This is a genomic window from Micromonospora sp. 050-3 (assembly GCF_046549335.1).
In the GTDB taxonomy this organism is placed as follows: Bacteria; Actinomycetota; Actinomycetes; order Mycobacteriales; family Micromonosporaceae; genus Micromonospora; species Micromonospora trifolii.
On the sequence record NZ_JAJPVX010000001.1, the window covers coordinates 2,330,008 to 2,353,541 of the forward strand.

Consider the following 23,534-nt stretch of genomic DNA (forward strand, 5'->3'; position numbering starts at 1 on the left):
GTTGCTGGTGAGGTGCCGGCGGCGCGGGTGTCGGGCCCGCGCCGCCGGCGTGACGGCTCGCTAGTTGTCGGTCACAGTGCCGCGCACTGGGTGGTGCGCGGGCCGTGCACGGTGTTGGCGATGCCGAGGTTGGTTGGGGCGGGGTTGTTGCCGGTGCAGTTGAGCGGGCCGCGGATGGTGGTGCCGGCCAGCACGGGTGCGTCGGTGCCGGTGGTGTTGCCGGAGAGGTTGACCGGGCCGGCGATCGTGACGTCGATGATGGAGATCGCGTCGGTGGTGCTGGTGATCTGCAGAGGCCCGTTGACAGTGGTGTCGGCGAGGAGGACGCCGGCGGCGCGGGTGGCGCTGACTGGTCCACTGATGGTCGTTGCGGTCGTGACGAGTGCCGCGCCGGCCCGGACGGTGACCGGGCCGTTGATGGTGGCGTCGTCGGCGCAGGTGAAGCCGGTGACGGTCAGGGGTCCGTTGCGGCGGCCGGTGAGGGTGGGATAGACGCGTTCGCCGTCGGTCAGCTTCTCCACGCCCTTGGCGTCGAGCAGCAGCGGGATCAGGCCGCGTTCGGGCTGGTTGAGGGGTACGTAGTAGCCGTCGCCGGTCTTGATGACTTTCCAGCCGTGGGCGGCGATGCGCTGGGCGACGGTGGTGCCGACGCCACCGGGTCCGTCGGTGCGGGCGCCGTTGTACTGCGCGTCGGTGAGTTTGTAGGCGCACGGCGCGTTGTCGAGGATCAGGTCGGCGGGGGGCGCGTCCAGCGGCGGTGGGCTGTCGCCGGGGTGCGGTGCCGGGTGGGCGGGGATGGGGCGGGAACCGCGGAAGACCAGCCTGCCGGTGTTGGCGGCTTGGGATTCGATGGCGTCGCTGCGGGCTGTCAGGATGTCGGCGCGGTCGGCGCGGTGGTAGTCGAGGAACTGCTGGAACGTCCACAGGGCGGAGTAGGTCTTGCGGCGTCGGTTGTTGGCGGTGTTGCCCTCGTCAGGGCGGGTCTGCCCGCCGGAGCTGCGTAGTTCCAGCAGGGAGTTGGTGACGTTCTTGAGGCCGAGGGTGTTGCGCAGGATGGTTTCCTCGCTGAGGCCGACGTTGCCGCCGCCTTCGCAGCCGTAGGGGCAGGCCCACCAGCCGGCTTCGGCGCCCTTGGCGTACATGTGGCCTTCGATCATGTCCTGGGACTGGTCGAAGATGGGTTGGGCGACGTTCTGGTGCCGTGGGGGCAGCATCGGTAGGTCGCCGGCGCGGGAGTTGCCGAACTCGTGGCCGTCGTAGCCGGCGACGGGTCGGTAGTCGCGGACCATTCTGATGTACGCGGTGGTTTCCGGCTGGCGGATCAGCGAGTAGTCGCGGTTGAGGTCCTGGCCGGTGGAGTTGCCGCGGGTGTTGTTGGCGCGGCCGTCTCCGTTGATGGTGGGGACGATCAGGACGGTGGTGTTGCTGAGCAGGTCGGTGATGCGGGGGTCGGTGCTGAAGGCGAGTTGGCGGGCCATGATGAGGCAGGCCTCGCGGTCGCCGGGTTCGTTGCCGTGCACGTTGCAGTTGATGGCCACGGGTGCGGTGGCGGCGACGGCTTCCGGTGTGGCCGCCGGGGTGGGGTGACCGATGACCATCATATTGATGGGTCGGTTCTGGACGGTGCGGCCGAGTTCGACGACGCGGACGCGGTCGCTGAGGGCGTCGATGGCGGCGGTGTAGGCGTACTCGTCGGTGTCGCTGGTGTACTGCGCGGCGTGGGTGGTCTCCCAGCCGGTGCGCAGTTGCTCGCCGGGGGTCGCGGGGTTGCCCCAGGGCGCGGTGGTGGTGGCGGTGACCGGGTCGGAGTAGGGCTGTTCGGTGGTGCCGGTACGGGCACGTACGCGCCATTGAAAGGTGTCGCCGGGGTTGTAGCCGGCGTCGGCAAAGGTGGGCGCGTGTTGGTTGATCTGGCGGTTGGGTCGCCAGATGCCGACGATGGTGGGTACGCCGGTGGGGGTGTTGTCGGCGTCGACGGGGGTTCGTTCGATCTGGTAATCGGTGGCGCCGTCGACGGGTTGCCAGGCGAGGGTGGTGTATCCGTCGGCCTGGTGGGCGGTGAGGGCGGTGACCTGCTCGGGTGGTGCGGCGTTGGCGGGGGTGGGTGCTGCGGTGGTGAGGGTGATGGCGATGAGGGTGGACACGGCGATGAGGGTGGGTCGCTGGCGTCTCATGTGGCCTCCGACGAGTTGATCGTGGCGCGTGTCGACCAGCATGATCGTCGAAGTCCGTCGATGCAATGATCTTGAGGGAATCTTGCGACTCGGTGGTCCGCTCCCCCGCCGACCCTTGATCGTCGGCTGTCAGGTAGGCGCGGTGTCCGGGGCACGGTGATGCCCCGCTTCTTCAGGAAGCCGAGGGCGGCGTCAGGCGGCGCGGTCAGCGGGCGTGGCGCAGGGCCCAGTCGAGGGCGACGTCGGCGATGCGCTGCCAGCCCTGCTGGGCGGGCAGCAGGTGCGCGTACCCCTCGAAGAGCTCGACCTCGGTGATGGTGTCGCCCTTGTAGTGCGCGGCGTTGGCGCGTTGCACGCTGGGCGGCATGATGTGGTCCTCCGAGCCGGAGATGAACAGCAGCGGCGCGCGCTGGTCGTTGTGGTAGTTGACCGCGATGTCCTGGGGGCCGGGCAGCAGGTTGGCCAGGACGCTGTCCCAGAGGATGCCGCCGGCGGCGGGGATGGCGTAGCGCTCGTACAGGGCGCGGGCGGTTTGCTCGTCGAAGGTGTTGGTGAACGCGTAGTTCCACTGCTCGAAGGTGAACCCGACGGCGCGGTGCCGGTTGGCGGGGTTGCGCAGCACTGGGAAGGTGGAGCGCAGCTGCGAGAAGGGGATGTTCTTGACGCCTTCGGTGGGTGCCGAGTTGAGCACGACCGCCGAGGCGCCGTAGCCGCGGTCGAGTAGCACCTGGGTGAACGCCCCGCCGGCGGAGTGGCCCATGAGGATGGGTGGCGTGGGCAGTGCGTCGACCACCGCGGACAGGTGCGCGATGATCTGTGGCGCGGTCAGCGTCTCCAGCGGGCTGGGGTCGGCGTTGATCGCCTCGACCTCGCCTTCCAGCCCCGGGTACGTGGGCGTGAGCACCCGAAAGCCCCTGTCCTGGTAGTGGGTGACCCAGTGTTCCCAGCTGCGGGGGGTGACCCAGAATCCGTGGATGAGGACGATCGTGTCCGGCGTGTCGCTCATGGTCAGCTCCCTGCGGTGTCGGGGGTGGCGATGGCGCGACAGCGTGGTGCCGGCGAGCCCACCCTAGACATTCGTGAGCCGCGATGCGGCCGGTTGGGCGATGATGCTCAGCCGAGGTCGACCAGCAGGGGGCGGTGGTCGGAGATGGTGGACGCCGGCGCGGTGACCGCGCGTACGGGTGGGAGCTGGTCGAGGGCGTGCCGGTCGGCGAGGATGTGGTCGAGTTGGACGCGGGGCTGCCCGGACGGGTAGGTGGGGCGTCGGCCCAGGGGTTGCCACCCGGAGATGAGCCGGGCCGCGCCGGCGGGCAGGTTGAGGTCGCCGAGCAGGACGCGGGGGCCCGGTAGCGCGCGCAGGGCGCGGACGGTCTGACGTAGTTGGCGGGCGTTCCAGCCGGGCACGAAGGACAGGTGGGTCGCGGCGACGGTGAGCGGGCCGTGCGGGGTGTCCAGGACGGCGGCGAGGACCACGCGGGGTTCGTCGTGCAGCAGGATGAGACCGCCGCGAGGGCCGGGCACGTAGACCGGTGAGCGCACCGGCGCCGGCTTGAGTCGGGTGACCTGCCAGCTGCGTACGGGGTATCGGCTGATCAGCCCGATGCCGTAGCAGGGTTCACCGTGGCCGTCGTCGTCGTGGCGCAGAGGGCGGAACTGTTCGCCGGGCGTACCGACGACGGCGGCGGCGAAGCGGTGATGCGGTGCGTCGAGGGCGCGGGCGGCGATGGCGGTGAGGTCCAGGTTGCCGCTGCGGCGTTGGTCGCGGTCGACCTCCTGCAGGGCGAGCACGTCGGCGTCGAGGGCACCGATGGCGGCGGCGAGTCGGTCGGAGTCGACGAGCCCGTCGGTGAGGGACCGTCCGTGCAGCATGTTGAAGGTGGCCAGGCGCACTCCTGCACCTTACGTGCCCGTGGCATGGTTGCCGGGTGGTGAAGGTCTTGCTGTGTTCGGTGCTGGTGTTCGTGGCGGTCGGCGCGTTGGGGGTGTGGTTGCGGCGTACGCGGGGTCGGTGACCGGGTGAGGCTGGCCACTCGGGTGCCGGTGAGGCGCGTCGGGTGGGGAGAATTGCCGCCCGTGGACGCCGTGACGCTGAGTACCCTGCTGGCCGCCGCCGCGATGGCCGGGTGGGTCGATGCCGTGGTCGGTGGTGGTGGTCTGTTGCTGCTGCCGGCGTTGCTGGTGGCCGCCCCGGGGTTGCCGGTGGCCACCGCGCTGGGCACGAACAAGTTGGCCGCGATCTTCGGGACGGCCACGGCGGCGGCGACGTACGCCCGTAGGACGACTGTCGACTGGCGGGTGGCGGGCCCGGCGGCGGGGTTCGCGGTGCTCAGCGCGGGCGTCGGCGCGGCGCTGGCCGGGGCGGTGCCGGCGTCGGCGTACCGGCCGGTTGTGCTGGTGGTGCTGGTGTCCGTGGCGGTGTTCGTGCTGCTGCGTCCCCGGATGGGGGTGGTGGCGGCGCCGGCGAAGCGCACTCCGGTGCGGGTGGCGGCGGTGATCGCGGTGGCCGGGGTGGGTATCGCCCTGTACGACGGGTTGATCGGCCCGGGCACCGGCACGTTCCTGGTGTTGGCGTTCACCGCCCTGGTGGGCGCGGACTTCGTACACGGCTCGGCGATGGCGAAGGTCGTCAACGCGGGGACGAACCTGGGCGCGCTGGTGGTGTTCGGGGTGACCGGGCACGTGTGGTGGCTGCTGGGCGCGGGCATGGCGGTGTGCAACATCGCCGGCGCGGTGCTGGGAGCGCGGATGGCGTTGCGCCGCGGCTCCGGCTTCGTGCGGGTGGTGTTGCTGGTGGTGGTGGTGGCGTTGGTCGCGAAGCTGGGCCACGACCAGTGGGTGAGCTAGCCGCGGCGGCTGGGTGAGTCGAAGCGCCCGGCGCGGATCTCGCGCAGCGCCCGGCGGCGGGTGTCGCCGCGCAGGGTGTCGACGTAGAGCCGCCCGCCCAGGTGGTCGGTCTCGTGTTGCAGGGCCCGGGCCAGGAACCCGCTGCCGGCGATCGTCAACGGCTCACCGTGCTGGTCGACGCCGTGGGCGGTGGCGTGCAGGGCCCGCACGGTCGGGAAGTACAGCCCGGGGATGGACAGGCAGCCCTCCTCGTCGTCCTGGAGCTCGTCGGACAGCTCCAGGGTGGGGTTGATGAGGTGGCCGCAGTGCCCGTCGGCGTCGTAGACGAACACCTGGGCGCTGACGCCGATCTGTGGTGCGGCGACGCCGGCGCGGCCGGGGGCACCGAGCAGGGTGTCCATCAGGTCGGTGACGAGGGCGCGCAGTTCGGCGTCGAAGGTGGTGACCGGTTCGCATCCGGTGCGCAGGACAGGGTCGCCGATGATCCGGATGGGCCGCATGGTCATGAGGTTCAGCGTATCGCCGTCCGGTGCTGCGGTCAGCGCCCGGCCAGGGTGGCGCGGATCGGGGTGGTCTTCGCGGCGGCCTCGGCGACCTCGGCGCGTGCGTCGCTGTCCCAGGTGATGCCGCCGCCGGCCCAGGTGTGCAGCCGCTGGCCGTCGGCGGCGGCGGTGCGGATGGTCAGGCCCAGGTCGACGTGGCCGGGGGCGACCCAGCCCAGCGCGCCCATGCTGGCGCCCCGGCCGACCGGTTCGAGGGCGCTGATCTGGGTCAGGGCGGCGAGTTTCGGGGCGCCGGTGACGGAGCCGCCGGGGCAGGTGGCGCGCAGCAGGTCGGCGAGGCCGAGGCCGTCGGCGGCGGCGGCGCGGACTGTCGACTCGGCCTGCCACAGGTCGCACCAGCGGCGCACGGCGAACAGCTCGTCGACGGTGACGGTGCCGGTGCGGGCGATGCGGGCGAGGTCGTTGCGTTCCAGGTCGACGATCATGATGTGTTCGGCGCGTTCCTTCGCGCTGGCGAGCAGCTCGGCGCGGCCGGTGGCGGTGGCCGGGCGGGTGCCCTTGATCGGTCGGGTGATCACCTGACCGTCGGTGACCTCGACGAGGGTTTCCGGGGAGGCGCAGCCGATGGCCCAGCCGTCGCCGGTGAGGACGCCGCCGTAGCGGGCGCCGGGGAGCGCGCCGAGGCGGCTCAGGGCGGGCAACGGGTCGCCGGTGTAGGGGGCGGCGGCGTGACCGACGATGTTGCTCTGGTAGACGTCGCCGCGGCCGATGGCGGCGCGGACCGCGTCGACGGCGGCGGCGTGCTCACCGGGGGTCCAGCTCTCGACCCACTCGCCGAGCCACCACGGCGGCCCTGCGCCGGGCCGGGCGACCCGGGTGGGGCCGTGCTGGTAGACGACGACGGCGAGGTCGGGCAGGACCGGCGCGGGTTCGGGCGCCCCGGTGCCGGCGCCGGCCAGCAGCGCCCCGGCGCCGGCGGACAGGTACAGCGCCGCGCCGCAGACCCCGGTGCCGTGCGGGGCGGTGGCGGGCCGGGTCAGGTCGTGCAGGGGCAGGCCGTGCGCGGCGAGGAACTCCTCGGCGAGGGCCGCGGGGTCGCCGCCGTCGCCGCGAGACCAGTGCAGGCGGGCGCGTTCGGTCAGCGCACCGCGGCACGCGGCCGGCGCGCCAGGCGCATCGACCAATGCGGCCGGGCCGCTGTCCTCGGTGCACACCCTTGGGAGCGTTTCCACGCCGTACGGTCCAACCTTCCTCATCCGTTCAGTGGATTTCCCGTGCACCAGGCGGGCACCTGCTCGATGCTGGACACTTTCGCTTGGTACTGTGCGTCACTGGTCATGTGAACCATGACACAGTGCCCCCACAGTCCGGAGAACCCGATGTGCCAGCACCAACCGACCTGCCCCTCCGCTGAAGCCACCGACCGGGAAGCCGCGCGGGTCCTTGCCTGCTTCCGTGAGCAGGGCTGGAGCCTGCTCTGCAACGGTGTCATCGTCTTCGAGGACACCGGCGAGCTGCTTCCCGACGGCAGCAGCATCGCACCGCACCGCGGCCCCGCCCGCCACGCCCTCGTGGCCTGACCGACCACTCAGCGTCACCGTTTCGCCGCCGTCGACCCAGGCTAGTCCCCCGGTAAGGGACGTCCCCGCCCAGGTCGCAGCGGCTGCCGGGGCAGGCCGTACCGCCCGCCCCGGCGCGCCGTCGTCAGTCTCGACCGGCTGCGGCGTTGTCAGTCCTCGAACGCCTCCGGCGACGGGCACGAGCAGACCAGGTTCCGGTCGCCGTACGCGCCGTCGATGCGCCGCACCGGCGGCCAGTACTTGCCGGCCCGGTCCACCCCGGCCGGGTACGCGCCCACCGAGCGCGGGTAGGCGTGCGACCACTCGTCGCCGCTGACCATCGCCGCGGTGTGCGGCGCGTTGGCCAGGGGGTTGTCTCCCGCCGGCCACGCCCCGGAACCCACCTGCTCGATCTCCGCGCGGATCGCGATCATCGCGTCGCAGAACCGGTCCAGCTCGGCCAGGTCCTCGCTCTCGGTCGGCTCCACCATCAGCGTCCCCGCCACCGGGAACGACATCGTGGGCGCGTGGAAGCCGTAGTCGATCAGCCGCTTCGCCACGTCGTCGACGCTCACCCCGGTCGCCTTCGTCAACGGCCGCAGGTCGAGGATGCACTCGTGCGCCACCAGGCCCTTGTTGCCGGCGTACAGCACCGGGAAGTGCCCCCGCAGCCGCGCCGCCACGTAGTTCGCCGCGAGCACCGCCACACCGGTGGCCCGGGTCAGCCCCTCGGCGCCCATCATCCGCAGGTACGCCCACGGGATCGGCAGGATCCCCGCCGACCCGTACTTCGCCGCCGAGATCGCCGGCGTGGCGTCCGCGTGCGCGCCCAGCGGGTCACCGGGCAGGAACGGCGCCAGGTGCGCGCGGACGGCCACCGGGCCCACCCCGGGGCCACCGCCGCCGTGCGGGATGCAGAACGTCTTGTGCAGGTTCAGGTGCGACACGTCCGCGCCGAACTTGCCGGGCTTGGCGAACCCGACCAGGGCGTTGAGGTTCGCCCCGTCGACGTACACCTGCCCGCCGGCGTCGTGGACCTTCGCGCACAGCGACGCGATGCCCGTCTCGTACACGCCGTGCGTCGACGGGTACGTCACCATGATCGCGGCGAGCGCGTCGCGATGCTTGTCGATCTTCGCGTCCAGGTCGACGAGGTCGACGTTGCCGTCGTCGTCGCAGGCCACCACCACGACCCGCATGCCGGCCATCACCGCCGACGCCGCGTTCGTGCCGTGCGCCGACGACGGGATCAGGCACACGTCGCGGTGCGTCTCACCGCGCGACGCGTGGTACGAGCGGATCGCCAGCAACCCGGCCAGTTCACCCTGCGAACCGGCGTTGGGCTGCACGCTCACCGCGTCGTAGCCGGTCACCTCGGCCAGCCACGACTCCAGCTGACCGATCATCTCCCGGTACCCGACGGTCTGCGCGTCCGGCGCGAACGGGTGGATGTTCGCGAACTCCGCCCAGCTGACCGGCTCCATCTCGGTGGTCGCGTTCAGCTTCATCGTGCACGACCCGAGCGGGATCATGCCCCGGTCCAGGGCGTAGTCGAAGTCCGACAGCCGCCGCAGGTAGCGCAGCATCGCCGTCTCCGAGTGGTGGCTGCGGAACACCGGGTGGGTGAGGAAGTCGCTGCCGCGCGCCAGGTCGACCGGCAGGGCTTCGTCCACGTGGCCGTCGAACGCGGGCACCCCGAACGCCTCCCACACCTGCGTCAGGTGCGCGTCGGTGGTGGTCTCGTCGCAGGACACCCCCACCCGGTCGGCGTCGACCAGCCGCAGGTTGACACCACGGTCCGCGGCGGCGGCCACCACCTCGTCCGCCGCGCCCGGCACGGTCGCGGTGACGGTGTCGAAGAACGCGACGTCCGCGACGTCCACCCCACCGGCGCGCAACCCGGCCGCGAGCCGCGCCGCCATCCGGTGGGTACGCGTCGCGATGTCACGCAGCCCGTCCGGGCCGTGGTAGACGGCGTACATGCCGGCCATCACGGCGAGCAGCACCTGCGCGGTGCAGATGTTGCTGGTCGCCTTCTCCCGCCGGATGTGCTGCTCACGGGTCTGCAACGCCAACCGGTAGGCCGGGTTGCCGTCCGCGTCGCGCGACACCCCGACCAGGCGTCCGGGCAGCATCCGCTCCAGGCCCGAGCGCACCGCGAGGTAACCGGCGTGCGGCCCACCGAAGCCCATCGGTACGCCGAAACGCTGGGTGGTGCCGGCGGCGATGTCCGCGCCGATCTCCCCCGGTGCACGCAGCAGCGTCAACGCCAGCAGGTCCGCCGCGACGGTGACGAGGGCGCCGACGGCGTGCGCCGCCTCCACGAGGCTGGCGTGGTCACGCACCGCCCCGGAGGCCCCCGGGTACTGAAGGTGCAGACCGAAGAACTCCGCCGGCAACTCGTCGCGCTGCACGTCGAGGACCCGCACGTCGATGCCGAGCGGCTCGGCCCGGCTGGTGATCACCGCGATGGTCTGCGGCAGGGCGTCGGCGTCGACGACGTACACGCCGCTCTTGCTCTTGGAGGCCCGCCTGGCCAGGGTCATCGCCTCCGCCGCCGCGGTGCCCTCGTCGAGCATCGAGGCGTTCGCGGTGGCCAGGCCGGTCAGGTCGGTGACCATGGTCTGGAAGTTCAGCAGTGCCTCCAGCCGGCCCTGGCTGATCTCCGGCTGGTACGGCGTGTACGCCGTGTACCAGGCCGGGTCCTCCAGCACGTTGCGGCGGATCACCGCCGGGGTGTGCGTGCCGTGGTACCCCAACCCGATCATGGAGACGGCGACGGTGTTACGCGCCGCGAGGGCCCGCAGCTCGGCGATCGTCTCGGCCTCGGTGGCCGGGTCGGGCAGGTCGAGGGTGCCGTGCCAGCGGATCACCTCGGGGATCGCGGCGTCCATCAGCTCGTCGATCGAGTCGTGCCCGACGACCTCCAGCATCCGACGCTCATCGTCGGGGCCGGGACCGATGTGACGGGTGGCGAACTGCTCTACGGTCATAGGGGCACTCCCGGGGCGAGGTCGACGTGTCGGCCTCCCCCTCTGTCGCACCCACAAGGGGCGCTCCACAGTGCCTGCCCACGAGGTCCTTTTGCCTGAGAGGTTCCGGGGAGGATTTGCCCCTTCGGCGCCGCCCTGCGTGCTGTCGGGCGGTCTCTCCCACGTGGGTGTTACCGGCGTGCTCAACGCTACCAGCGTTGGTGTTTCCGGCGGATGTCCTACCCCCCGGGCCTCGAGGGCCCTGCTGTCACACAGTGAGCGGCGCCGCGGCGCCGACCCGCGCGGCCAGTTGGGGCAGCAGCGCACCCAACGGCGCGTCGACGCACACGGTGGCGTGGCTGTCACCGCGGGTCGGCCCCTGGTTGACGATCGCGACCGGGATGCCCCGTTTCGCCGCCCGAATCACGAACCGGCGCCCCGACATCACCGTCAACGACGACCCGAGCACCAGCAACGACCGGGCCTGCTCCACGGCCGCGAAACACCGCGTCACCCGCTGCGGCGGCACCGTCTCACCGAAGAACACCACGTCCGGTTTCAGCATCCCGGTGCCGCAGATCCCGCAGTCCACCGGCCGAAACGCCGCCACCTGCTCATCGGGGAGATCAACATCACCGTCCGGGTTGACGGCGGCGACGCGGGCCACGAACTCCGGGTTGGCCTCGCGCAGCCGCCGGTGCAGCTCCTCCCGGGAGGTCAGGTTGCCGCAGTCCAGGCAGGTCACCTCGTCGAGGCGGCCGTGCAGCTCGATCACCGACGGGCTGCCGGCCGCACCGTGCAGACCGTCGACGTTCTGCGTGATCACCGTGTCGACCAGCCCGGCGTGTTGCAGCCCGGCCACCGCCCGGTGCCCGGCGTTGGGCGCCGCGCCCGCGATCAACCGCCAGCCCAGGTGGCTCCGCGCCCAGTAACGCCGCCGGGCCAGGGGATCGCGGGTGAACGCCTGGTAGGTCATCGGCGTGTGCCGCCGCGCCACCCCGCTGGGCCCCCGGTAGTCCGGAATTCCCGACTCGGTGGACAGGCCGGCGCCGCTGAGCACCACCACCCCACCACCGGCCACCAGCGAGGTCAACGCGTCGAAGCTCTCTATCACCTCTCCATGCTGCCTCAACCGATCCGCTAACGCCGAGCCCCGCGTCGGGTGGGCGGCCCCACCCGACGAGCAGTGGCATCGGCGGCGCAGACGACGGCTACACCGCGACGACGTCGGCGACGACGCAGGCGATGTTGTCCGGCGCCCCCTGCGCCCGCGCCAGGTCGATCAGCTCCCGCACCGTGTCCTCGGGATCGTCCGTCGCCGCCAACGTCACCCCCAGGGCGGCCCGGTCGACGACAGCGGACAGCCCGTCGGAGCACAACAGGTACCGGTCACCGGGCAGCGCGGTCCGCAGCGCCAGATCCGCCTCGACCTGCCGGCCGCCACCGAGGGCGCGCACCAGCACCGCCCGCTGCGGATGCGTCGCGGCCTGGTCCCGGTCGAGCCGGCCCTGATCGACCTGGGCCTGCACCCAGGTGTGATCCTGCGTGAGCAGCGACAGCTCACCGCCGCGCAGCAGGTAGGCCCGGGTGTCACCGACGTGCACCAGCGCCAGCCGGGAACCGCTGAGCAGCAGCGCGGTCAGCGTGGTGACCGGCTGGTCGGTGTCGGTGGCCAACCCGTGCACGGCGCGGTCGGCGTCACTCACCGCGCCGGCCAGCATCGTCAGCAGGTCGGCGGCCGGCACGTCGGTGAGCGCCAACGGCTTCAGGGCGTCGACGGCGGCGGCGCTGGCGGCCGCGCCGCCGGGCCCCCGCATACCGTCGGCCACGGCCAGCAACCGCAAGCTGGCGTACGCGGTGTCCTCGTTGCTGTCGCGCACCAGCCCGCTGTCACAACCGGCGGCGCAGCGGACGGCAACTGTGGGATTCGGGTCGGACATGGTGGCGCCCCCTTCAGACAGGTGATCCACGAGGAGGGTGGCGAGCCGGGCGCGCGCCGCGGTGTCGGCGCTGACCTGCCGCCAGTACGCGGTGACCGCCTCAGCCGCCGCCGCGGGCTCCAGGCCACACACCACCCGGATCGTCGCCAGCGGCATGCCGAGCCGCCGCAACTGGGCGACTAGCCGAGCCACCGGCACCTGAGCCGGGTCGTAGAGCCGATAACCGGACTCCGGATCGACAGCGGCCGGCACCAGAAGCCCCACCTGGTCGTACAGGCGCAACGCCTTCGGCGTCAGCCTCGCCGCCCGGGCGAACGCCCCGATGGTCATCAGCCCCACGTCGCCATCCTCCTCGCGCCGGTCACGGCGACCGGCACCCACCAGGCTCAGGGTTACCCGAAGGTCAAGGTCAAGCCGGTGGTCCCGCGCCCACACCCGCAGCGCCGGTAGGTTGGGCGCATGCGCGTCGTCATCGCCGGAGGCCACGGCAAGATCGCCCTACTGTTGCAACGCCACCTCGTCGGGCGCGGCGACACCGCCGTCGGCCTCATCCGCAACCCCGACCAGGCCGCGACGCTACGCGCCGCCGGCGCCACCCCCGTCGTCTGCGACCTGGAACACACCCCGCTCGCGCAACTGGCCGACCACCTCGACGGCGCCGACGCGGTGGTCTTCGCCGCGGGCGCCGGCCCCGGCAGCGGCGCCGCCCGCAAGGACACCGTCGACCGGGCCGCCGCCGCGCTGCTCGCCGACGCCGCCACCCGCGCCGGCGTCCACCGCTACCTGCTCGTCTCCTCCATGGGCGTGGACACACCACCCGCCCCCGGCAGCGACGACGTGTGGGCGGCGTACCTGCGCGCCAAACGCGCCGCCGAGGACGACCTGCGCGGGCGCGACCTGGCCTGGACGGTGCTGCGACCCGGCCGGCTCACCGACGACCCACCCACCGGGCGGGTCACCCTCACCCCATACGCCGGCAGTGGCGCGATCAGTCGCACCGACGTCGCCCACGTCCTCGCCGCCCTGCTCGACGAACCGCGCACCACCGGCGCGACACTGGAACTCGTCGACGGGCCCACCCCGATAGCCGAGGCCATCCGCGCCGCCGCCAGCTGACCGACCCGCAGCGCCGAGGAGAACCCCATGGACCCGCAACCACTCGACTACCGCTTCACCGCGCCCATCGAGAAGGACGGCGCGTTCGCCACCTACGTGACAGTGCCCGACTCCGCGAACCTGCTCGGCACCCGACGCGCCGTCAAGGTCACCGGCACCATCGACGGGCACCCGTTCAACGCCACCCTCATGCCCTCCGGCGCCGGCCCCCACTGGCTGCCCATCCGCGCCGCCCTCTGCAAGGCCATCGGTAAGAGCGCCGCCGGCACCGAGGTCACCTTCCACCTCGAACAACGGCTCAGCTGACCACCCGCCCCGCCGACGGCCGCCCTCACCCGCCCGGAAGGTGCGCGGCGACCAACACCGGCCCGCCGGGGACCGTCGGAAAACGCCGGACGTCACCCAACCCCGCCCCCGCCAGCACCTGCGCCATCCGGTCCGCGTCGAAGGCGTTGCCGCCGTTGCGCACGGCGTTCCACCGGTCGACGGCCGCCCGCAACGGGTCCCCCGCCGGCGGATTGGTGCCCGCCACCAGCCAGCCACCGGGTCGCAGCGCCTGCACCAGCCGGGGCAGCGCGAGCACCAACGTCTCCTGGGGAAGAAACGGCGCCGGCACCCAGACCAGGTCGTACCCGCCCGGCTCGGCCACCTCCGCGACGTCCTGACGGCGCACACTGATCCGATCCGCGACATCGCCCGCCTCGGCCAACTCCCCGCGGGCCAGGTCCAACGCCCGTTGCAGCACGTCGATACCCACCACCGACACCCGGGGCAACGCGCGGGCCAGGGCGACAGCCAACGCCGCCACACCGGTGCCCACGTCCAACACCCGGGCGTCCGCCGAGTCCAAACGCTGCGCCAGCCCCGGCAACTCGGGAACCACCCGCGCCGCCAACGCCCGACCCGTCGCCGCCGACGCCCGACCCTGATGCAGCAACACCTCGTCGTCCACCTGCGCCCAGCCGGCCCCACCCCCACCGGAAGGCTCCTGCGCCGCCGCGGCGACCGCCTGCCGCAGCGAACTCAACCGCGCCTGCACCGCGCTGCGCCCGGTCGGCCCGTCGGCAGGAACCAGAGTCGGGTGCGCGACCGGCACCCCACCCTCCCAGGACAGCAGACCAGCGGCCTCCAGCACCGCGCTGCGGTGCGGCGACGCCGCGAGGACCTCGGCCAGCGGGGCCGACAGGGCGTCACTCATGGTGCCGACCGCAGCCGCCAGCGCCCACGCCGACGCCTCCAACGCCGCAAGGGGGTCCGCAGACCCGCCGGACGGGGACGGTGATACCGACACGACGGCGCCTCTCCCGGGGGCGGGCCACCGGTCAGCCCCGCCTGACCCCTCCGACTATGCCACCGCCGCCAGCGCGCCGGGTGGGGTCCCCGTTAGCGAACCCCACCCCGGCGAGCACTCAGCGCTGCTGGTGCCGCGGCAACGCCGACTGGCCCACCACACCACCCACGAACGGCGCCCCCGGCGTCTCCGCCGCGATCCGATCCATCGTGCGCGCCAACTGCTCACTGCCGTCGTCGAGATGCCGCGCCGCCGCCTGCATGTGCGACACCATCATCTCGCCGAAGATCCGCAACGCCTCCCGGGTCGCCACCGTGTCGTCGAAGCTCGACCCCGCCGCGCTGCGGTACTCCGCCACCGCCCGCTCCGCCTCCTGCTTCGCCTCCGCCTCCGCCGCGTGCAGGTAACTCTCGTACTGCACCCGGGCGTACTCGGCGACCCGACGCGCGTAGTCATGCGCCTGCGCGATGATCTGCTCGGCCTCCCGCTGCGCCGCCGACAGCAGATTCACCTCCCGCGCCGCCGGGACCTTCGCCGCCGCCCCCGTACTCGGAATCACCCCGTGCCGGTGCAACTCCACCCGGTCGGTCAGCCGCTCGTTCTCCGCCCGCAACGTCGCGATCTGCGTCGCCAACAGGTCCAACTCGTCAGCGACCTGCACCCGGAACCGGTCCACGTCAGCGTTGTCGTAACCCCGCCGAGCGAACGACGCCGCCCCGAACTCCCACCGCCGAACCCGATCGGCGGTCATCCGCACCTGCACACCGCCGGAAACCTGCACCCCGTCATACCGACTGATCGGCGTCGCACTCACCTGTGCAGACCTCCGTTCGCGACTGCGGGGCCCGCAAGCCCACTCCTCGCGCTCACCTGTGCCCACCTCCCGAAGTATCACCCGCAGCCGGCTGCTGCACCGCCGTCCGCCACGCCGGGCCGTACCACTGCGCACCCAGGCCCTCGTGATGCACCTGACCCGCGTGGTAACCCGCCTGAACCAACGTCCGCACCGCGTGCGACACCATCTCGTCCGACCCACACACGAACACGTGCCGGGACCGCCAGTCACCGTCGGCCAACGCCCGGTCCACCGCCTGCACGAACTCACCCGGCCGGTGCACGTCGGCACCCACCACGTACGTCACCGTCAACCACGGATGCGACGACGCCAACTTGTCGATCGCGTCGCTGTCGTAGAACTCGCTACGGGACCGGGCCCCCACGTACAGGTCCACCCGCCGGCGGGAACCCTCCGCGGCCACCTGCTCCACCAACGCCTTCACCGGCGCCCACCCGGTGCCCGCGACCAACAGCAACAGGTCACTGGAGCCCGCCGACCACAACCCCAGCCGGTCCCCCACCGGCGCCGCCAGGTGGATCCGATCCCCCACCGCCGACCCGTACACCAGCCGCGACGACACCGCACCACCCGGCGCGGCCCGCACATGCAACTCCAACGTGCCGTCCGCGCGCGGCGCGTTCGCCGGCGAGTAGTACCGCCACGACCGCACCGACGGGTGCGACACCCCGATCGACTGACCCGGCGTGAACGGCAACAGATACTGCGGACGCACCGTCAACACCGCCACGTCGAACGCCCGCCGCTCATGCGCCACGATCTCCGCCACCCACCACGGCGGATTGACCGCCTCAGCGGCCTGCGCGGCCTCCATCATCACCTGGGCGACCAGCCCGTACGCGGCCGTCCAGTCCGCAGCCAACTCGTCGGTCCACTGCTCGGCGAGGAAATGCTGCAACGTCGCCACCAGCGCCTCACCGACCGCCGGGTAGTGCTCCGCGCGAACCGCGAACTTGCGGTGATCCGCGCCGAGATCCTGCAGGAAACCGACCAACCGATCCACCTGGTCCACGTTGGACACGATGTGACCCAACGCGGTCACGAGGCGGTCCCGCTGACCGGCCATGTTCGTGGGGAACATCTGCCGCGTCTCGGGATGAGCGAGGAACAACGTCGAGTAGAAGTAGAGCGGGACCTGGTCGCCGTGACCAGCGACCACCGACCAGCTCTGCTTGAGGCGAGCCGCGTCCACGCTCAGGCGCCCGACCTGTTCCCGGCAGACACCACCTGGCCCTGCACCTGCCCCAGCACTGTCTGCACATCGGCGAGGATGTCCGCCGGCACACCCAACTCGGCCAGCGTCACGGTCAGGTACTCGCCCACCTTCACGTAGTGCGCCACCGGGATGTTCAACGGCTGGTGCGCCTCGGCCAACCCACGGCCGGTGTACTCGTTCGGACCACCCAGCACCACGGTCAACATCATCGCCAGGTGCCGCCGCTGACTCGCCATGTCCACATCGGCGAAGTACGCCGCCGACACCGGGTCCGCGAGCACCTTGTCGTAGAACAGCTCAACCGCCGCCTTGACCGAACTGGCACCGCCAATGCGGTCGTAGTGCGAGGCGGGAGCGTTCTCTTCCGTAACCGTCACGGTCGTTCCTTCCGGGGGGTGAAGGGTCCAGAACCGTGAGGGACCATAGCGTGTCAACCGCCCCCGGTCAGCGCCCCCGTATCGGATTACCGACAACACGCCGCCACGGTGCGTCACCACTACCGATGGGTATCTCCACAATGGGCCACCGACACGACACCCACGGTATCCACAGTGGACCAACACGGCCGATGACGCCCTACCCCCGTCACCGACGGTCGCGAGAAAACAACCGGAAAAAATCCGAGAGACCGAACGGTCAGCCGGCGCGCCGCCGCGCCCGCCGCGCCGCCAACTCGTCACCCACCGGATCGGGCCCCGACGCCACCGCCGGCTCCGCCGGGCCGCTCATCGCCGGCTCCGCCGGCAGATGCGACAACGACCCCTGGATCTCCTTGAAGGCCCCACCGATCGCGATGCCGAAGACCCCCTGGCCACCCTGCAACAGGTCGACCACCTCCTCCGGAGACCGGCACTCGTACACCGTCGTCCCATCAGAGATCAGCGTGATCCCCGCCAGATCCTCCACACCACGCGACCGCAACGCCTCGATCGCCTTACGGATGTTCTGCAGGGACACCCCCGCATCCAACAACCGCTTCACAACCTTCAACACCACCAGGTCCCGGAACGAATACAACCGCTGCGTCCCCGAACCCGAGGCGTCCCGAACGCTCGGCACCACCAGCGTCGTCCGCGCCCAATAATCCAACTGCCGGTAACTGATGCCCACCGCGTGGCAGGCCGTCACACCCCGGTAGCCAACCGAACCGTCACCCTCAGTCGCCACACCTGGCGACGAGGCACCCGACTCGTCGAACCCTGCACCCGGATCGGAATCCCGCGGCTCGTGCATCCGGACAACCTCCCCGTCAGTGTGGCGACGCATCGTTTCCGGGACGCGCACCCCTCGACATGGAAACCCTATCGCCACCGTCAGGGGTAACCACGGAGGAACCGACGCGACACGCCGCGCAGCCACCGAGAAAGATCACCAACCGGGCCCAGGCACACCTCAGCCCGCGAAATCCTCCGGACGCACCTGCTCCAGGAACTCGCGGAACTTCTCCACCTCGTCCTCCTGCTCATCAGGGATAACGATCCCCGCCTCGCTGAGGACCTGCTCCGCACAACGAATCGGCGCACCGACCCGCAACGCCAACGCGATCGAATCGCTCGGCCGCGCCGACACCCGCACCCCATCGCCGATCAACAGATCCGCGTAGAAGACGTTCTCCTTCAGCTCGGTGATCTCCACCGCCTGCAAGGGCGCCTTCAACGCCGCCAACACGTCCCGCAGAAGATCATGCGTCAACGGCCGGGCCGGCTTGACCCCCTGCTGCTCATAAGCGATAGCCGTGGCCTCGACCGCGCCGATCCAGATCGGCAGATAGCGGTCCCCCTCGACCTCCCTGAGCAGGACGATCGGCTGGTTGCTGGGCAGCTCCACCCGAACTCCGACCACGCTCAGCTCGCGCACCGCCGCCTCCGTGTCGTTGTCACCTACGCCGCACCGCGCCCTTCCCTGCACGGTACACGGACCGCAACACGGCCGTCCCATGCGCTACAGCACCACGTCCGCGCCGAAAAGGGGTTACCCCGGCAAGCCTACGGCACGCTTCCCGGAAGAGATCTTTCCGCTCAGCCGCCACCCACCGGGCACCCTCACCGACCCAACGTCGACCGCAGACCCACCCGCACCAACGCCGCGTGCAACTGCTCCGACAACGCCACCAACTCCCGCGCCGTCTCCGCCGCCCGCGCCCGCGCCGCCGGATCACTCTGCCGCGCCAACGGCGCCACCAACTGCGCGAACAAACCGACCTCCCGGTCCGCCGCCGTCCGATAACCCCGCAGGTGCCGCGGCTCCAACCCGTACGCCGCCAACCCCGCCACCGCCGACGCGATGATCAACGCATCCGCGTCATACCACCCCGGCGGATCCGACACCAGCACACCGAGCCGCTCCAACTCCACCAACGTCGACTCGTCGACGCCACTGCGCGCCACCAGATCCGCCCGGCCGAGCCGCACCTGCGACGACTCGGCCGGCTCCGCCAACTCACGACCCGGCACCGCACCATCAGGACCAACCGCCACCAACGCCGGCCGCGACCGCCCCGACTGCTCACCGGACGAATCCCACTGGGCCAACTGCTCCCGGATCACCCGCAACGGCAGGTACTTGTCCCGCTGCGCGGTCAACACGAACCGCAACCGCGCCACATCGTCCCAGCTGTACTTCCGGTAACCCGCCGCCGTCCGCTGCGGCTCGACCAAACCCTCGGCCTCAAGAAACCGCAGCTTCGAAATCGTGGTATCCGGAAAATCCACCCGCAACTGCCCAAGCACCTCACCGATGCTCATCAGCGGCTCAGACCGAGCCGCCCCGGGTGACATGGAGGCCGCAGGCTCGTTCACCCCCGGCCGGCCTCCTCCTCCGGGCGCGGACCGGCGATGAACACCACCCGGAACTTACCGATCTGGACCTCGTCACCATTGCTCAACGTGGCCGCCTCAACCCGCTCACGATTGACGTACGTGCCATTCAGGCTGCCCACGTCCCGCACCGTGAACGTCCCACCATCACGGTGGAACTCCGCGTGCCGACGCGACACCGTCACGTCATCCAGGAAGATGTCACTGTCCGGGTGCCGGCCACTGGTCGTCACATCGTGGTCCAACAGGAACCGGGCACCCGCATTCGGGCCTCGACGAACCACCAGCAGCGCCATACCCGGCGGCAACGAACCGGACATCCGGCTCGGCACCACATCGGTATCCGGCCCCTCCAGCACTTCGTCGAGCGAACCGAGATTGAGCGTCGAAGTGACGTCGAGTGGGGGGAACTCGTCGTCTGGCCGCGTCATGGGACCACCTCACGGATCTGTTCGGTCGGCGTCGGGTAATGGCGGGTCTGGCCGCCGGGCACTTGAACACCCGGCGGCTGGCTCCCCGTGCCCGGGAAGGCAATTCCGCAACGCTCAACTATTGGGTTCTCGGTCGACTGGGCGAGCCTAGCCAGCGCCGAAATGCAGGGCAACCGGACGCGCGCAGACATCCCACGCACCGGATCAAGCACACTCAGCCTTCGGTGATCTTCTGATACGCGGCCGCCGTCAGCAACCCATCCGTCGCAGTCGGATCATTCGGCGTGATCTCCACCAACCAACCCTCACCGTACGGATCAGTGTTGATCAGCTCAGGCGTGTCAGCCAACGCGTCGTTGCGCGCCGCCACCGTACCGGCCACCGGCGCGTAGATCTCCGACACGCTCTTTGTCGACTCGATCTCACCCAACGAGTCACCGGCCGCGACCACCGCACCCGCCTCGGGCAACTGCACGTACACGATGTCGCCGAGCGCGTCCTGCGCGAAGTGGGTGATGCCGACCCGGACCGAAGCCGTGCCGTCACCCGCCACCCACTCATGCTCGGCGGTGTATCGCAGATCCTCGGGAATCACCAGACGCGTCCTTCATCCATCGGTGCCCCGGACCACCCGGGTCCGGCGCGGCCGCGCCGGTCAGGAGACCGGACGGGCGTGTTCCAACTTGATCGGCACGTGCAGCGCCGAAACCTCGGCAACCTCACGCTCCCCAAACGTCACGTTACCGCCGTCACCCCGGACCGACGCCACCACCCCACCAGGAATGTTCAACGCCGTCCGCATCGTCGCCGGATCACCGATCACCGTGATCGTGTACGGCCCCGACAACCGACGCCCCTCCACCATCAACGACCCGTTGTCCCCATCGAGGAAGTACGTCGACGCGATGATCCGCACCGTCGCCCGATCCCCACCAGAGATCTGCATCGCCTCGGCGCCCGCACCACGCAGCTCCTGCACCGCGTCCAACACCCGGTTCGCCGAGATCGGCTTCACCCCGGCATCGAACTGCACAGTCAACCCCGGGCCCACCGCCGGCAACGTCCCCGCCAGGATGCCCAACTCGTCCGCCCGCCGCGTCGCCTCGTCCAACGCCGCCTGACGACCCTGCTCACCCGAGCGCAACTGCCGCTGACTGTCCTCCAGAGCCCGGATGTCCTGCTGGAGACGATTCTCCCGCGCATCCAGGTCCGACAGGATCCGGACCAGGTCCTCCTGCCGGGTCGCCCCCAGCGTCGGGTCCGTCGACGTCGTCTTCAACTGCACGACCAACGTGAACCCCAGCAACGCCAACAACGCGGCGATCATCACCCCGGCCGTACTCCACCGGGACCGACCAGCCACCACCGGCGCCGCCGACTCCCCCACCGGCTCCGCCAAGCCGTCGGAACCCGCGACCGGCTCCCCCGACCGCGACACCGCGCTCAGGTCCACCGTCGCACCATCGTCGACCGGCTCCACACCCGGCTCCGCAGCAGGCTCGTCATCCGACGGCTGCGCCGGCTCCTGCGGCGCCAACGGACTCAACTCATCCGGATCCGGCGCATCAGGCCGCGGATCCGGCTCACCCGCCGGCCCACCCGGCCGCACCGGACCCGCCGGCTGCGGCCACCCGGTCCCCGTGTCGGTCTGCTCGTCACTCATCGCAACCCAACCTACGCCCGGAACAGGTGCCGACGGATCGCCGCCACGTTGCCGAAGATACGCACACCCAACACGACGACCACACCGGTGGACAACTGCCCACCCACCCCCAACTGGTCACCCAGATACACGATCAGACCAGCGACCAGCACGTTCGAAATGAACGACACCACGAACTGCTTGTCGTCGAAGATGCGGTCCAACCGGGCCCGCACCCCACCGAACACCGCGTCCAACGCGGCCACCACAGCGATCGGCAGGTACGGCTGCAACGCCGCCGGCACCGTGGGATCAAGCCACACGCCCAGCACCACACCGGCGAGCAACGCCAACACCGCGATCATCGGCCACCTCCGGAGGGGCTAACAGTGGTCGTCGGACCGGACGACCCGGGACTGCCGGACCGGACACCCGACGCGGAAGGGCTCGGACTGACCGACGGCTTGGCGTAGCGTAGCTGCGGCTCCGGCGCCGCCGGCAGGGTGAGGTCGTCCGCCTCCCGCACACCGAACGACAACCCTGTCCCCTGCGCGACCTTCCGCATCAGCGCCGCGTTCCGGCTGTCCTCGAAATTGCGCCGCATCGAACCCGGCCCGATCGCCGACACCTCGTACGGCCCGGTCACCGGCCGGAAATCCACGAGCATCGCCTCACCCGCCGACCGGATCGTCGACGTCGACGTCAACCGCTGCCCGTTGATGGCGATCGCCTCCGCGCCAGCACTCCACAACGCGTTCGCCACCCCCTGCAGGTCGCTGTAGAGCACCCGCGGCGGCCCAGCGCCGGCACCGGTGACCGCGTCCGCCTTGTCCGGCGCGTCCGCCAACCGCACCACCACACCGTCACCGCGCACCCGACCCAGCCCGGTACTCGCCTCCAGGTTGCGCAACCGGGCGGCGGCCGACCCGCTCAACGCCGCGTCCCGCTGCCGACTGACCTCCTCGCGCAGCTGATCCGCCCGCGTGGACAACCGATCGGTCTGGCTCTCCCGCTCCTTGATCTGCGCCACCAGACCCGAGCGCGCCTGGCTCCGGCCCGGCTCGTCCGCCATCGTCTGCCGGTACGCGACAGCGAACAGGAAACCGAGCATCACCACCACGACCAGGCTCACCGACCGCGCCGGCAAGGCCCGCCACCCGCGCGCCGGAGCGGACTCCGACGAGCGCCGACGGGCGGCAGCCGCGTCCGCGTACCCCGGATCCAGCGGGTTGCGGAACAGCTCGGTGAGGAAGTCCGGCGCGTACACCCGGTCCTGGCCGGGTTTCCCCAGCCGCGGCGCGCTCACGCCGCCGCTCCCGGGCCGCGCGCCGCGCGCACCAGCCGGGCCGCCTGCACGACGTACATCCCGCCGGCCACCCAGTAGAGCACCAGCCCCCACCAGGCCAACGCCCAACCGATGGCGCTCGCCGCCGTCGCCACGTCGGTCGCCGCGCTGGCCAGCAGCAGCACCGGGAACGCAGCGAGCAGCAGGAACGTGGCGGTCTTGCCCACGTAGTGCACCGGCGGCGGCCCGTACCCGTAGCGACGCAGCACCGCCAGCGAGGCGAGTAGAAGCACCTCACGGGCCAGCAGCGCCGCGGTGAACTGCCACGGCACCACCTCCCGCACGGTGAAGGCGACCAGGGTGGCGAGGATGTAGAGCCGGTCGGCGAACGGGTCGAGCAGCTCGCCCAGGCGGCTCACCTGGTGCAGGCGGCGGGCGATCCAGCCGTCGACCCAGTCGGTGGTGCCGCCGATGGCCAGCACCACGACCGCCGCCACGTCGGCCCGCGCCACCAGGAACAGGTAGAGGAAGAGCGGCACGCCCAGCAGTCGCCCGAAGCTGATCAGGTTGGGCAGGGTGAGCACCTGGTTGCCGGGAGTCTCGTCACCGGTGTCCCGCGGTTGCTCTGCCCGAGCTGGCCGACGCGACACCGATCCTCCTGTACGGCACGCGGGCCCCCGGCCGACGCCGGGCGCGGCTGAGGGTCGTACGCGCTGTCGGGCCGACCAGTGCCGGCTCTCCCCTGCGGCCCCGGGCGGGGCCCCTTCCCCTGATGCGGCCCGCGATCTCGTTGATCGCGGGCCGGGTAGGTGCGCTGCCACTATATCGGGCTTCCTCTCCCTGGCCGGGCGCCGCCGCCGGGCTGTCGGTGCGGCTGTGCCGCACT

Annotated in this window: 25 protein-coding genes and 1 riboswitch; of the genes, 4 read left to right on the top strand and 21 right to left on the bottom strand. The window is 71.3% G+C overall.

Translation table 11 applies throughout. The features are described from left to right. Positions 1-71: 71 nt before the first annotated feature. The 3 genes from ACLJOK_RS10550 to ACLJOK_RS10560 form a co-directional block, all read right to left on the bottom strand. Entirely contained in the window at positions 72-2,174 is a 2,103-nt protein-coding gene (locus ACLJOK_RS10550) for a M14 family zinc carboxypeptidase (RefSeq protein ID WP_410817964.1), read from the bottom strand. A 205-nt stretch (positions 2,175-2,379) separates the two neighbouring features. After that, positions 2,380-3,180, bottom strand: coding sequence for an alpha/beta hydrolase (locus ACLJOK_RS10555; protein WP_410817965.1), 801 nt, complete (start codon positions 3,178-3,180; stop codon positions 2,380-2,382). Between the two features lie 107 nt (positions 3,181-3,287). Continuing rightward, on the bottom strand, positions 3,288-4,067 hold the full coding sequence (locus ACLJOK_RS10560; protein WP_410817966.1) for an endonuclease/exonuclease/phosphatase family protein: 780 nt from the start codon (positions 4,065-4,067) through the stop codon (positions 3,288-3,290). A gap of 183 nt (positions 4,068-4,250) precedes the next feature. Between ACLJOK_RS10560 and ACLJOK_RS10565 the strand changes: the two genes are divergently transcribed. After that, on the top strand, positions 4,251-5,021 hold the full coding sequence (locus ACLJOK_RS10565; RefSeq protein ID WP_354942621.1) for a sulfite exporter TauE/SafE family protein: 771 nt from the start codon (positions 4,251-4,253) through the stop codon (positions 5,019-5,021). Here the strand turns inward: ACLJOK_RS10565 and ACLJOK_RS10570 are convergent. Then, complete coding sequence (locus ACLJOK_RS10570; protein ID WP_410817967.1) at positions 5,018-5,527, bottom strand: peptide deformylase; 510 nt, start codon at positions 5,525-5,527, stop codon at positions 5,018-5,020. The genes ACLJOK_RS10565 and ACLJOK_RS10570 overlap by 4 nt on opposite strands. Before the next feature lie 32 nt (positions 5,528-5,559). Then, the gene (locus tag ACLJOK_RS10575; protein ID WP_410817969.1) at positions 5,560-6,780 is read right to left on the bottom strand and encodes a chorismate-binding protein; all 1,221 of its coding nucleotides are present in this window, start codon (positions 6,778-6,780) and stop codon (positions 5,560-5,562) included. A 123-nt stretch (positions 6,781-6,903) separates the two neighbouring features. Here ACLJOK_RS10575 and ACLJOK_RS10580 point away from each other — a divergent pair, with 123 nt between their 5' ends. Beyond that, positions 6,904-7,104 carry a DUF5999 family protein gene (locus tag ACLJOK_RS10580; RefSeq protein ID WP_007460326.1) on the top strand — a complete coding sequence of 67 codons (201 nt, stop codon included), beginning with the start codon at positions 6,904-6,906 and terminating at the stop codon, positions 7,102-7,104. A 149-nt stretch (positions 7,105-7,253) separates the two neighbouring features. Here the strand turns inward: ACLJOK_RS10580 and gcvP are convergent, their stop codons facing one another. The 3 genes from gcvP to ACLJOK_RS10595 form a co-directional block, all read right to left on the bottom strand. Beyond that, positions 7,254-10,076, bottom strand: a complete 2,823-nt coding sequence (gcvP, locus tag ACLJOK_RS10585; protein ID WP_410817971.1) for an aminomethyl-transferring glycine dehydrogenase — start codon at positions 10,074-10,076, stop codon at positions 7,254-7,256. 73 nt (positions 10,077-10,149) lie between these two features. Further along, positions 10,150-10,248, bottom strand: a riboswitch (glycine riboswitch). 75 nt (positions 10,249-10,323) lie between these two features. Next, positions 10,324-11,169 (bottom strand): NAD-dependent protein deacetylase, encoded by an 846-nt coding sequence (locus tag ACLJOK_RS10590; RefSeq protein ID WP_410817973.1) that lies wholly within the window; start codon positions 11,167-11,169, stop codon positions 10,324-10,326. 97 nt (positions 11,170-11,266) lie between these two features. Continuing rightward, complete coding sequence (locus ACLJOK_RS10595) at positions 11,267-12,334, bottom strand: MerR family transcriptional regulator (protein ID WP_410817975.1); 1,068 nt, start codon at positions 12,332-12,334, stop codon at positions 11,267-11,269. A gap of 120 nt (positions 12,335-12,454) precedes the next feature. Here ACLJOK_RS10595 and ACLJOK_RS10600 point away from each other — a divergent pair, with 120 nt between their 5' ends. Then, positions 12,455-13,111 (top strand): NAD(P)-binding oxidoreductase, encoded by a 657-nt coding sequence (locus ACLJOK_RS10600; protein WP_410817977.1) that lies wholly within the window; start codon positions 12,455-12,457, stop codon positions 13,109-13,111. A 27-nt stretch (positions 13,112-13,138) separates the two neighbouring features. Then, positions 13,139-13,417, top strand: a complete 279-nt coding sequence (locus ACLJOK_RS10605; protein WP_410817978.1) for a DUF1905 domain-containing protein — start codon at positions 13,139-13,141, stop codon at positions 13,415-13,417. Positions 13,418-13,442: 25 nt separating this feature from the next. On the opposite strand, the gene ACLJOK_RS10610 is transcribed toward ACLJOK_RS10605, so the two are convergent. From ACLJOK_RS10610 to ACLJOK_RS10670, 13 genes are all read right to left on the bottom strand, one after another. Then, positions 13,443-14,309 carry an SAM-dependent methyltransferase gene (locus tag ACLJOK_RS10610; protein ID WP_410817980.1) on the bottom strand — a complete coding sequence of 289 codons (867 nt, stop codon included), beginning with the start codon at positions 14,307-14,309 and terminating at the stop codon, positions 13,443-13,445. A gap of 211 nt (positions 14,310-14,520) precedes the next feature. After that, positions 14,521-15,216, bottom strand: a complete 696-nt coding sequence (locus ACLJOK_RS10615; RefSeq protein ID WP_112587029.1) for a DivIVA domain-containing protein — start codon at positions 15,214-15,216, stop codon at positions 14,521-14,523. Between the two features lie 52 nt (positions 15,217-15,268). Next, positions 15,269-16,450 carry a globin domain-containing protein gene (locus tag ACLJOK_RS10620; RefSeq protein WP_410817981.1) on the bottom strand — a complete coding sequence of 394 codons (1,182 nt, stop codon included), beginning with the start codon at positions 16,448-16,450 and terminating at the stop codon, positions 15,269-15,271. A gap of 2 nt (positions 16,451-16,452) precedes the next feature. Then, positions 16,453-16,851, bottom strand: coding sequence for a group I truncated hemoglobin (locus ACLJOK_RS10625; protein WP_410817982.1), 399 nt, complete (start codon positions 16,849-16,851; stop codon positions 16,453-16,455). A 259-nt stretch (positions 16,852-17,110) separates the two neighbouring features. Then, positions 17,111-17,707: a MerR family transcriptional regulator gene (locus ACLJOK_RS10630; RefSeq protein WP_354942613.1), complete on the bottom strand. Its 597-nt coding sequence runs from the start codon at positions 17,705-17,707 to the stop codon at positions 17,111-17,113. Between the two features lie 159 nt (positions 17,708-17,866). Then, positions 17,867-18,331 carry a bifunctional nuclease family protein gene (locus tag ACLJOK_RS10635; RefSeq protein ID WP_030327706.1) on the bottom strand — a complete coding sequence of 155 codons (465 nt, stop codon included), beginning with the start codon at positions 18,329-18,331 and terminating at the stop codon, positions 17,867-17,869. 185 nt (positions 18,332-18,516) lie between these two features. Beyond that, positions 18,517-19,218 carry a MerR family transcriptional regulator gene (locus ACLJOK_RS10640; protein ID WP_410817985.1) on the bottom strand — a complete coding sequence of 234 codons (702 nt, stop codon included), beginning with the start codon at positions 19,216-19,218 and terminating at the stop codon, positions 18,517-18,519. 50 nt (positions 19,219-19,268) lie between these two features. Beyond that, positions 19,269-19,721, bottom strand: coding sequence for an FHA domain-containing protein (locus tag ACLJOK_RS10645; RefSeq protein WP_007071101.1), 453 nt, complete (start codon positions 19,719-19,721; stop codon positions 19,269-19,271). Positions 19,722-19,935: 214 nt separating this feature from the next. Further along, entirely contained in the window at positions 19,936-20,316 is a 381-nt protein-coding gene (gcvH, locus tag ACLJOK_RS10650) for a glycine cleavage system protein GcvH (RefSeq protein WP_091397961.1), read from the bottom strand. A gap of 60 nt (positions 20,317-20,376) precedes the next feature. Then, entirely contained in the window at positions 20,377-21,384 is a 1,008-nt protein-coding gene (locus ACLJOK_RS10655; RefSeq protein WP_410817988.1) for a DUF881 domain-containing protein, read from the bottom strand. An 11-nt stretch (positions 21,385-21,395) separates the two neighbouring features. After that, a complete protein-coding gene (locus tag ACLJOK_RS10660) occupies positions 21,396-21,728 on the bottom strand; it encodes a small basic family protein (RefSeq protein WP_030327710.1) in 333 nt (110 codons plus the stop codon). After that, positions 21,725-22,669 carry a DUF881 domain-containing protein gene (locus ACLJOK_RS10665; RefSeq protein ID WP_410817990.1) on the bottom strand — a complete coding sequence of 315 codons (945 nt, stop codon included), beginning with the start codon at positions 22,667-22,669 and terminating at the stop codon, positions 21,725-21,727. The genes ACLJOK_RS10660 and ACLJOK_RS10665 overlap by 4 nt, the downstream gene beginning before the upstream one ends. Continuing rightward, positions 22,666-23,298 (bottom strand): CDP-alcohol phosphatidyltransferase family protein, encoded by a 633-nt coding sequence (locus tag ACLJOK_RS10670; RefSeq protein ID WP_410817991.1) that lies wholly within the window; start codon positions 23,296-23,298, stop codon positions 22,666-22,668. Before ACLJOK_RS10670 ends, ACLJOK_RS10665 begins: the two co-directional genes overlap by 4 nt. Positions 23,299-23,534 lie beyond the last annotated feature (236 nt).

Excerpts from the sequence above, each read along its gene's own strand:
- ACLJOK_RS10600 (WP_410817977.1), top strand. The coding sequence starts at position 12,455 with ATGCGCGTCGTCATCGCCGGAGGCCACGGCAAGATCGCCCTACTGTTG.
- gcvP (WP_410817971.1), bottom strand. The coding sequence starts at position 10,076 with ATGACCGTAGAGCAGTTCGCCACCCGTCACATCGGTCCCGGCCCCGAC.
- ACLJOK_RS10655 (WP_410817988.1), bottom strand. The coding sequence starts at position 21,384 with ATGAGTGACGAGCAGACCGACACGGGGACCGGGTGGCCGCAGCCGGCG.
- ACLJOK_RS10605 (WP_410817978.1), top strand. The coding sequence starts at position 13,139 with ATGGACCCGCAACCACTCGACTACCGCTTCACCGCGCCCATCGAGAAG.
- ACLJOK_RS10575 (WP_410817969.1), bottom strand. The coding sequence starts at position 6,780 with ATGAGGAAGGTTGGACCGTACGGCGTGGAAACGCTCCCAAGGGTGTGC.
- ACLJOK_RS10645 (WP_007071101.1), bottom strand. The coding sequence starts at position 19,721 with ATGACGCGGCCAGACGACGAGTTCCCCCCACTCGACGTCACTTCGACG.
- ACLJOK_RS10580 (WP_007460326.1), top strand. The coding sequence starts at position 6,904 with ATGTGCCAGCACCAACCGACCTGCCCCTCCGCTGAAGCCACCGACCGG.
- ACLJOK_RS10550 (WP_410817964.1), bottom strand. The coding sequence starts at position 2,174 with ATGAGACGCCAGCGACCCACCCTCATCGCCGTGTCCACCCTCATCGCC.
- ACLJOK_RS10610 (WP_410817980.1), bottom strand. The coding sequence starts at position 14,309 with ATGAGTGACGCCCTGTCGGCCCCGCTGGCCGAGGTCCTCGCGGCGTCG.
- ACLJOK_RS10630 (WP_354942613.1), bottom strand. The coding sequence starts at position 17,707 with ATGCACGAGCCGCGGGATTCCGATCCGGGTGCAGGGTTCGACGAGTCG.
- ACLJOK_RS10660 (WP_030327710.1), bottom strand. The coding sequence starts at position 21,728 with ATGATCGCGGTGTTGGCGTTGCTCGCCGGTGTGGTGCTGGGCGTGTGG.
- ACLJOK_RS10555 (WP_410817965.1), bottom strand. The coding sequence starts at position 3,180 with ATGAGCGACACGCCGGACACGATCGTCCTCATCCACGGATTCTGGGTC.
- ACLJOK_RS10570 (WP_410817967.1), bottom strand. The coding sequence starts at position 5,527 with ATGACCATGCGGCCCATCCGGATCATCGGCGACCCTGTCCTGCGCACC.
- ACLJOK_RS10640 (WP_410817985.1), bottom strand. The coding sequence starts at position 19,218 with ATGAGCATCGGTGAGGTGCTTGGGCAGTTGCGGGTGGATTTTCCGGAT.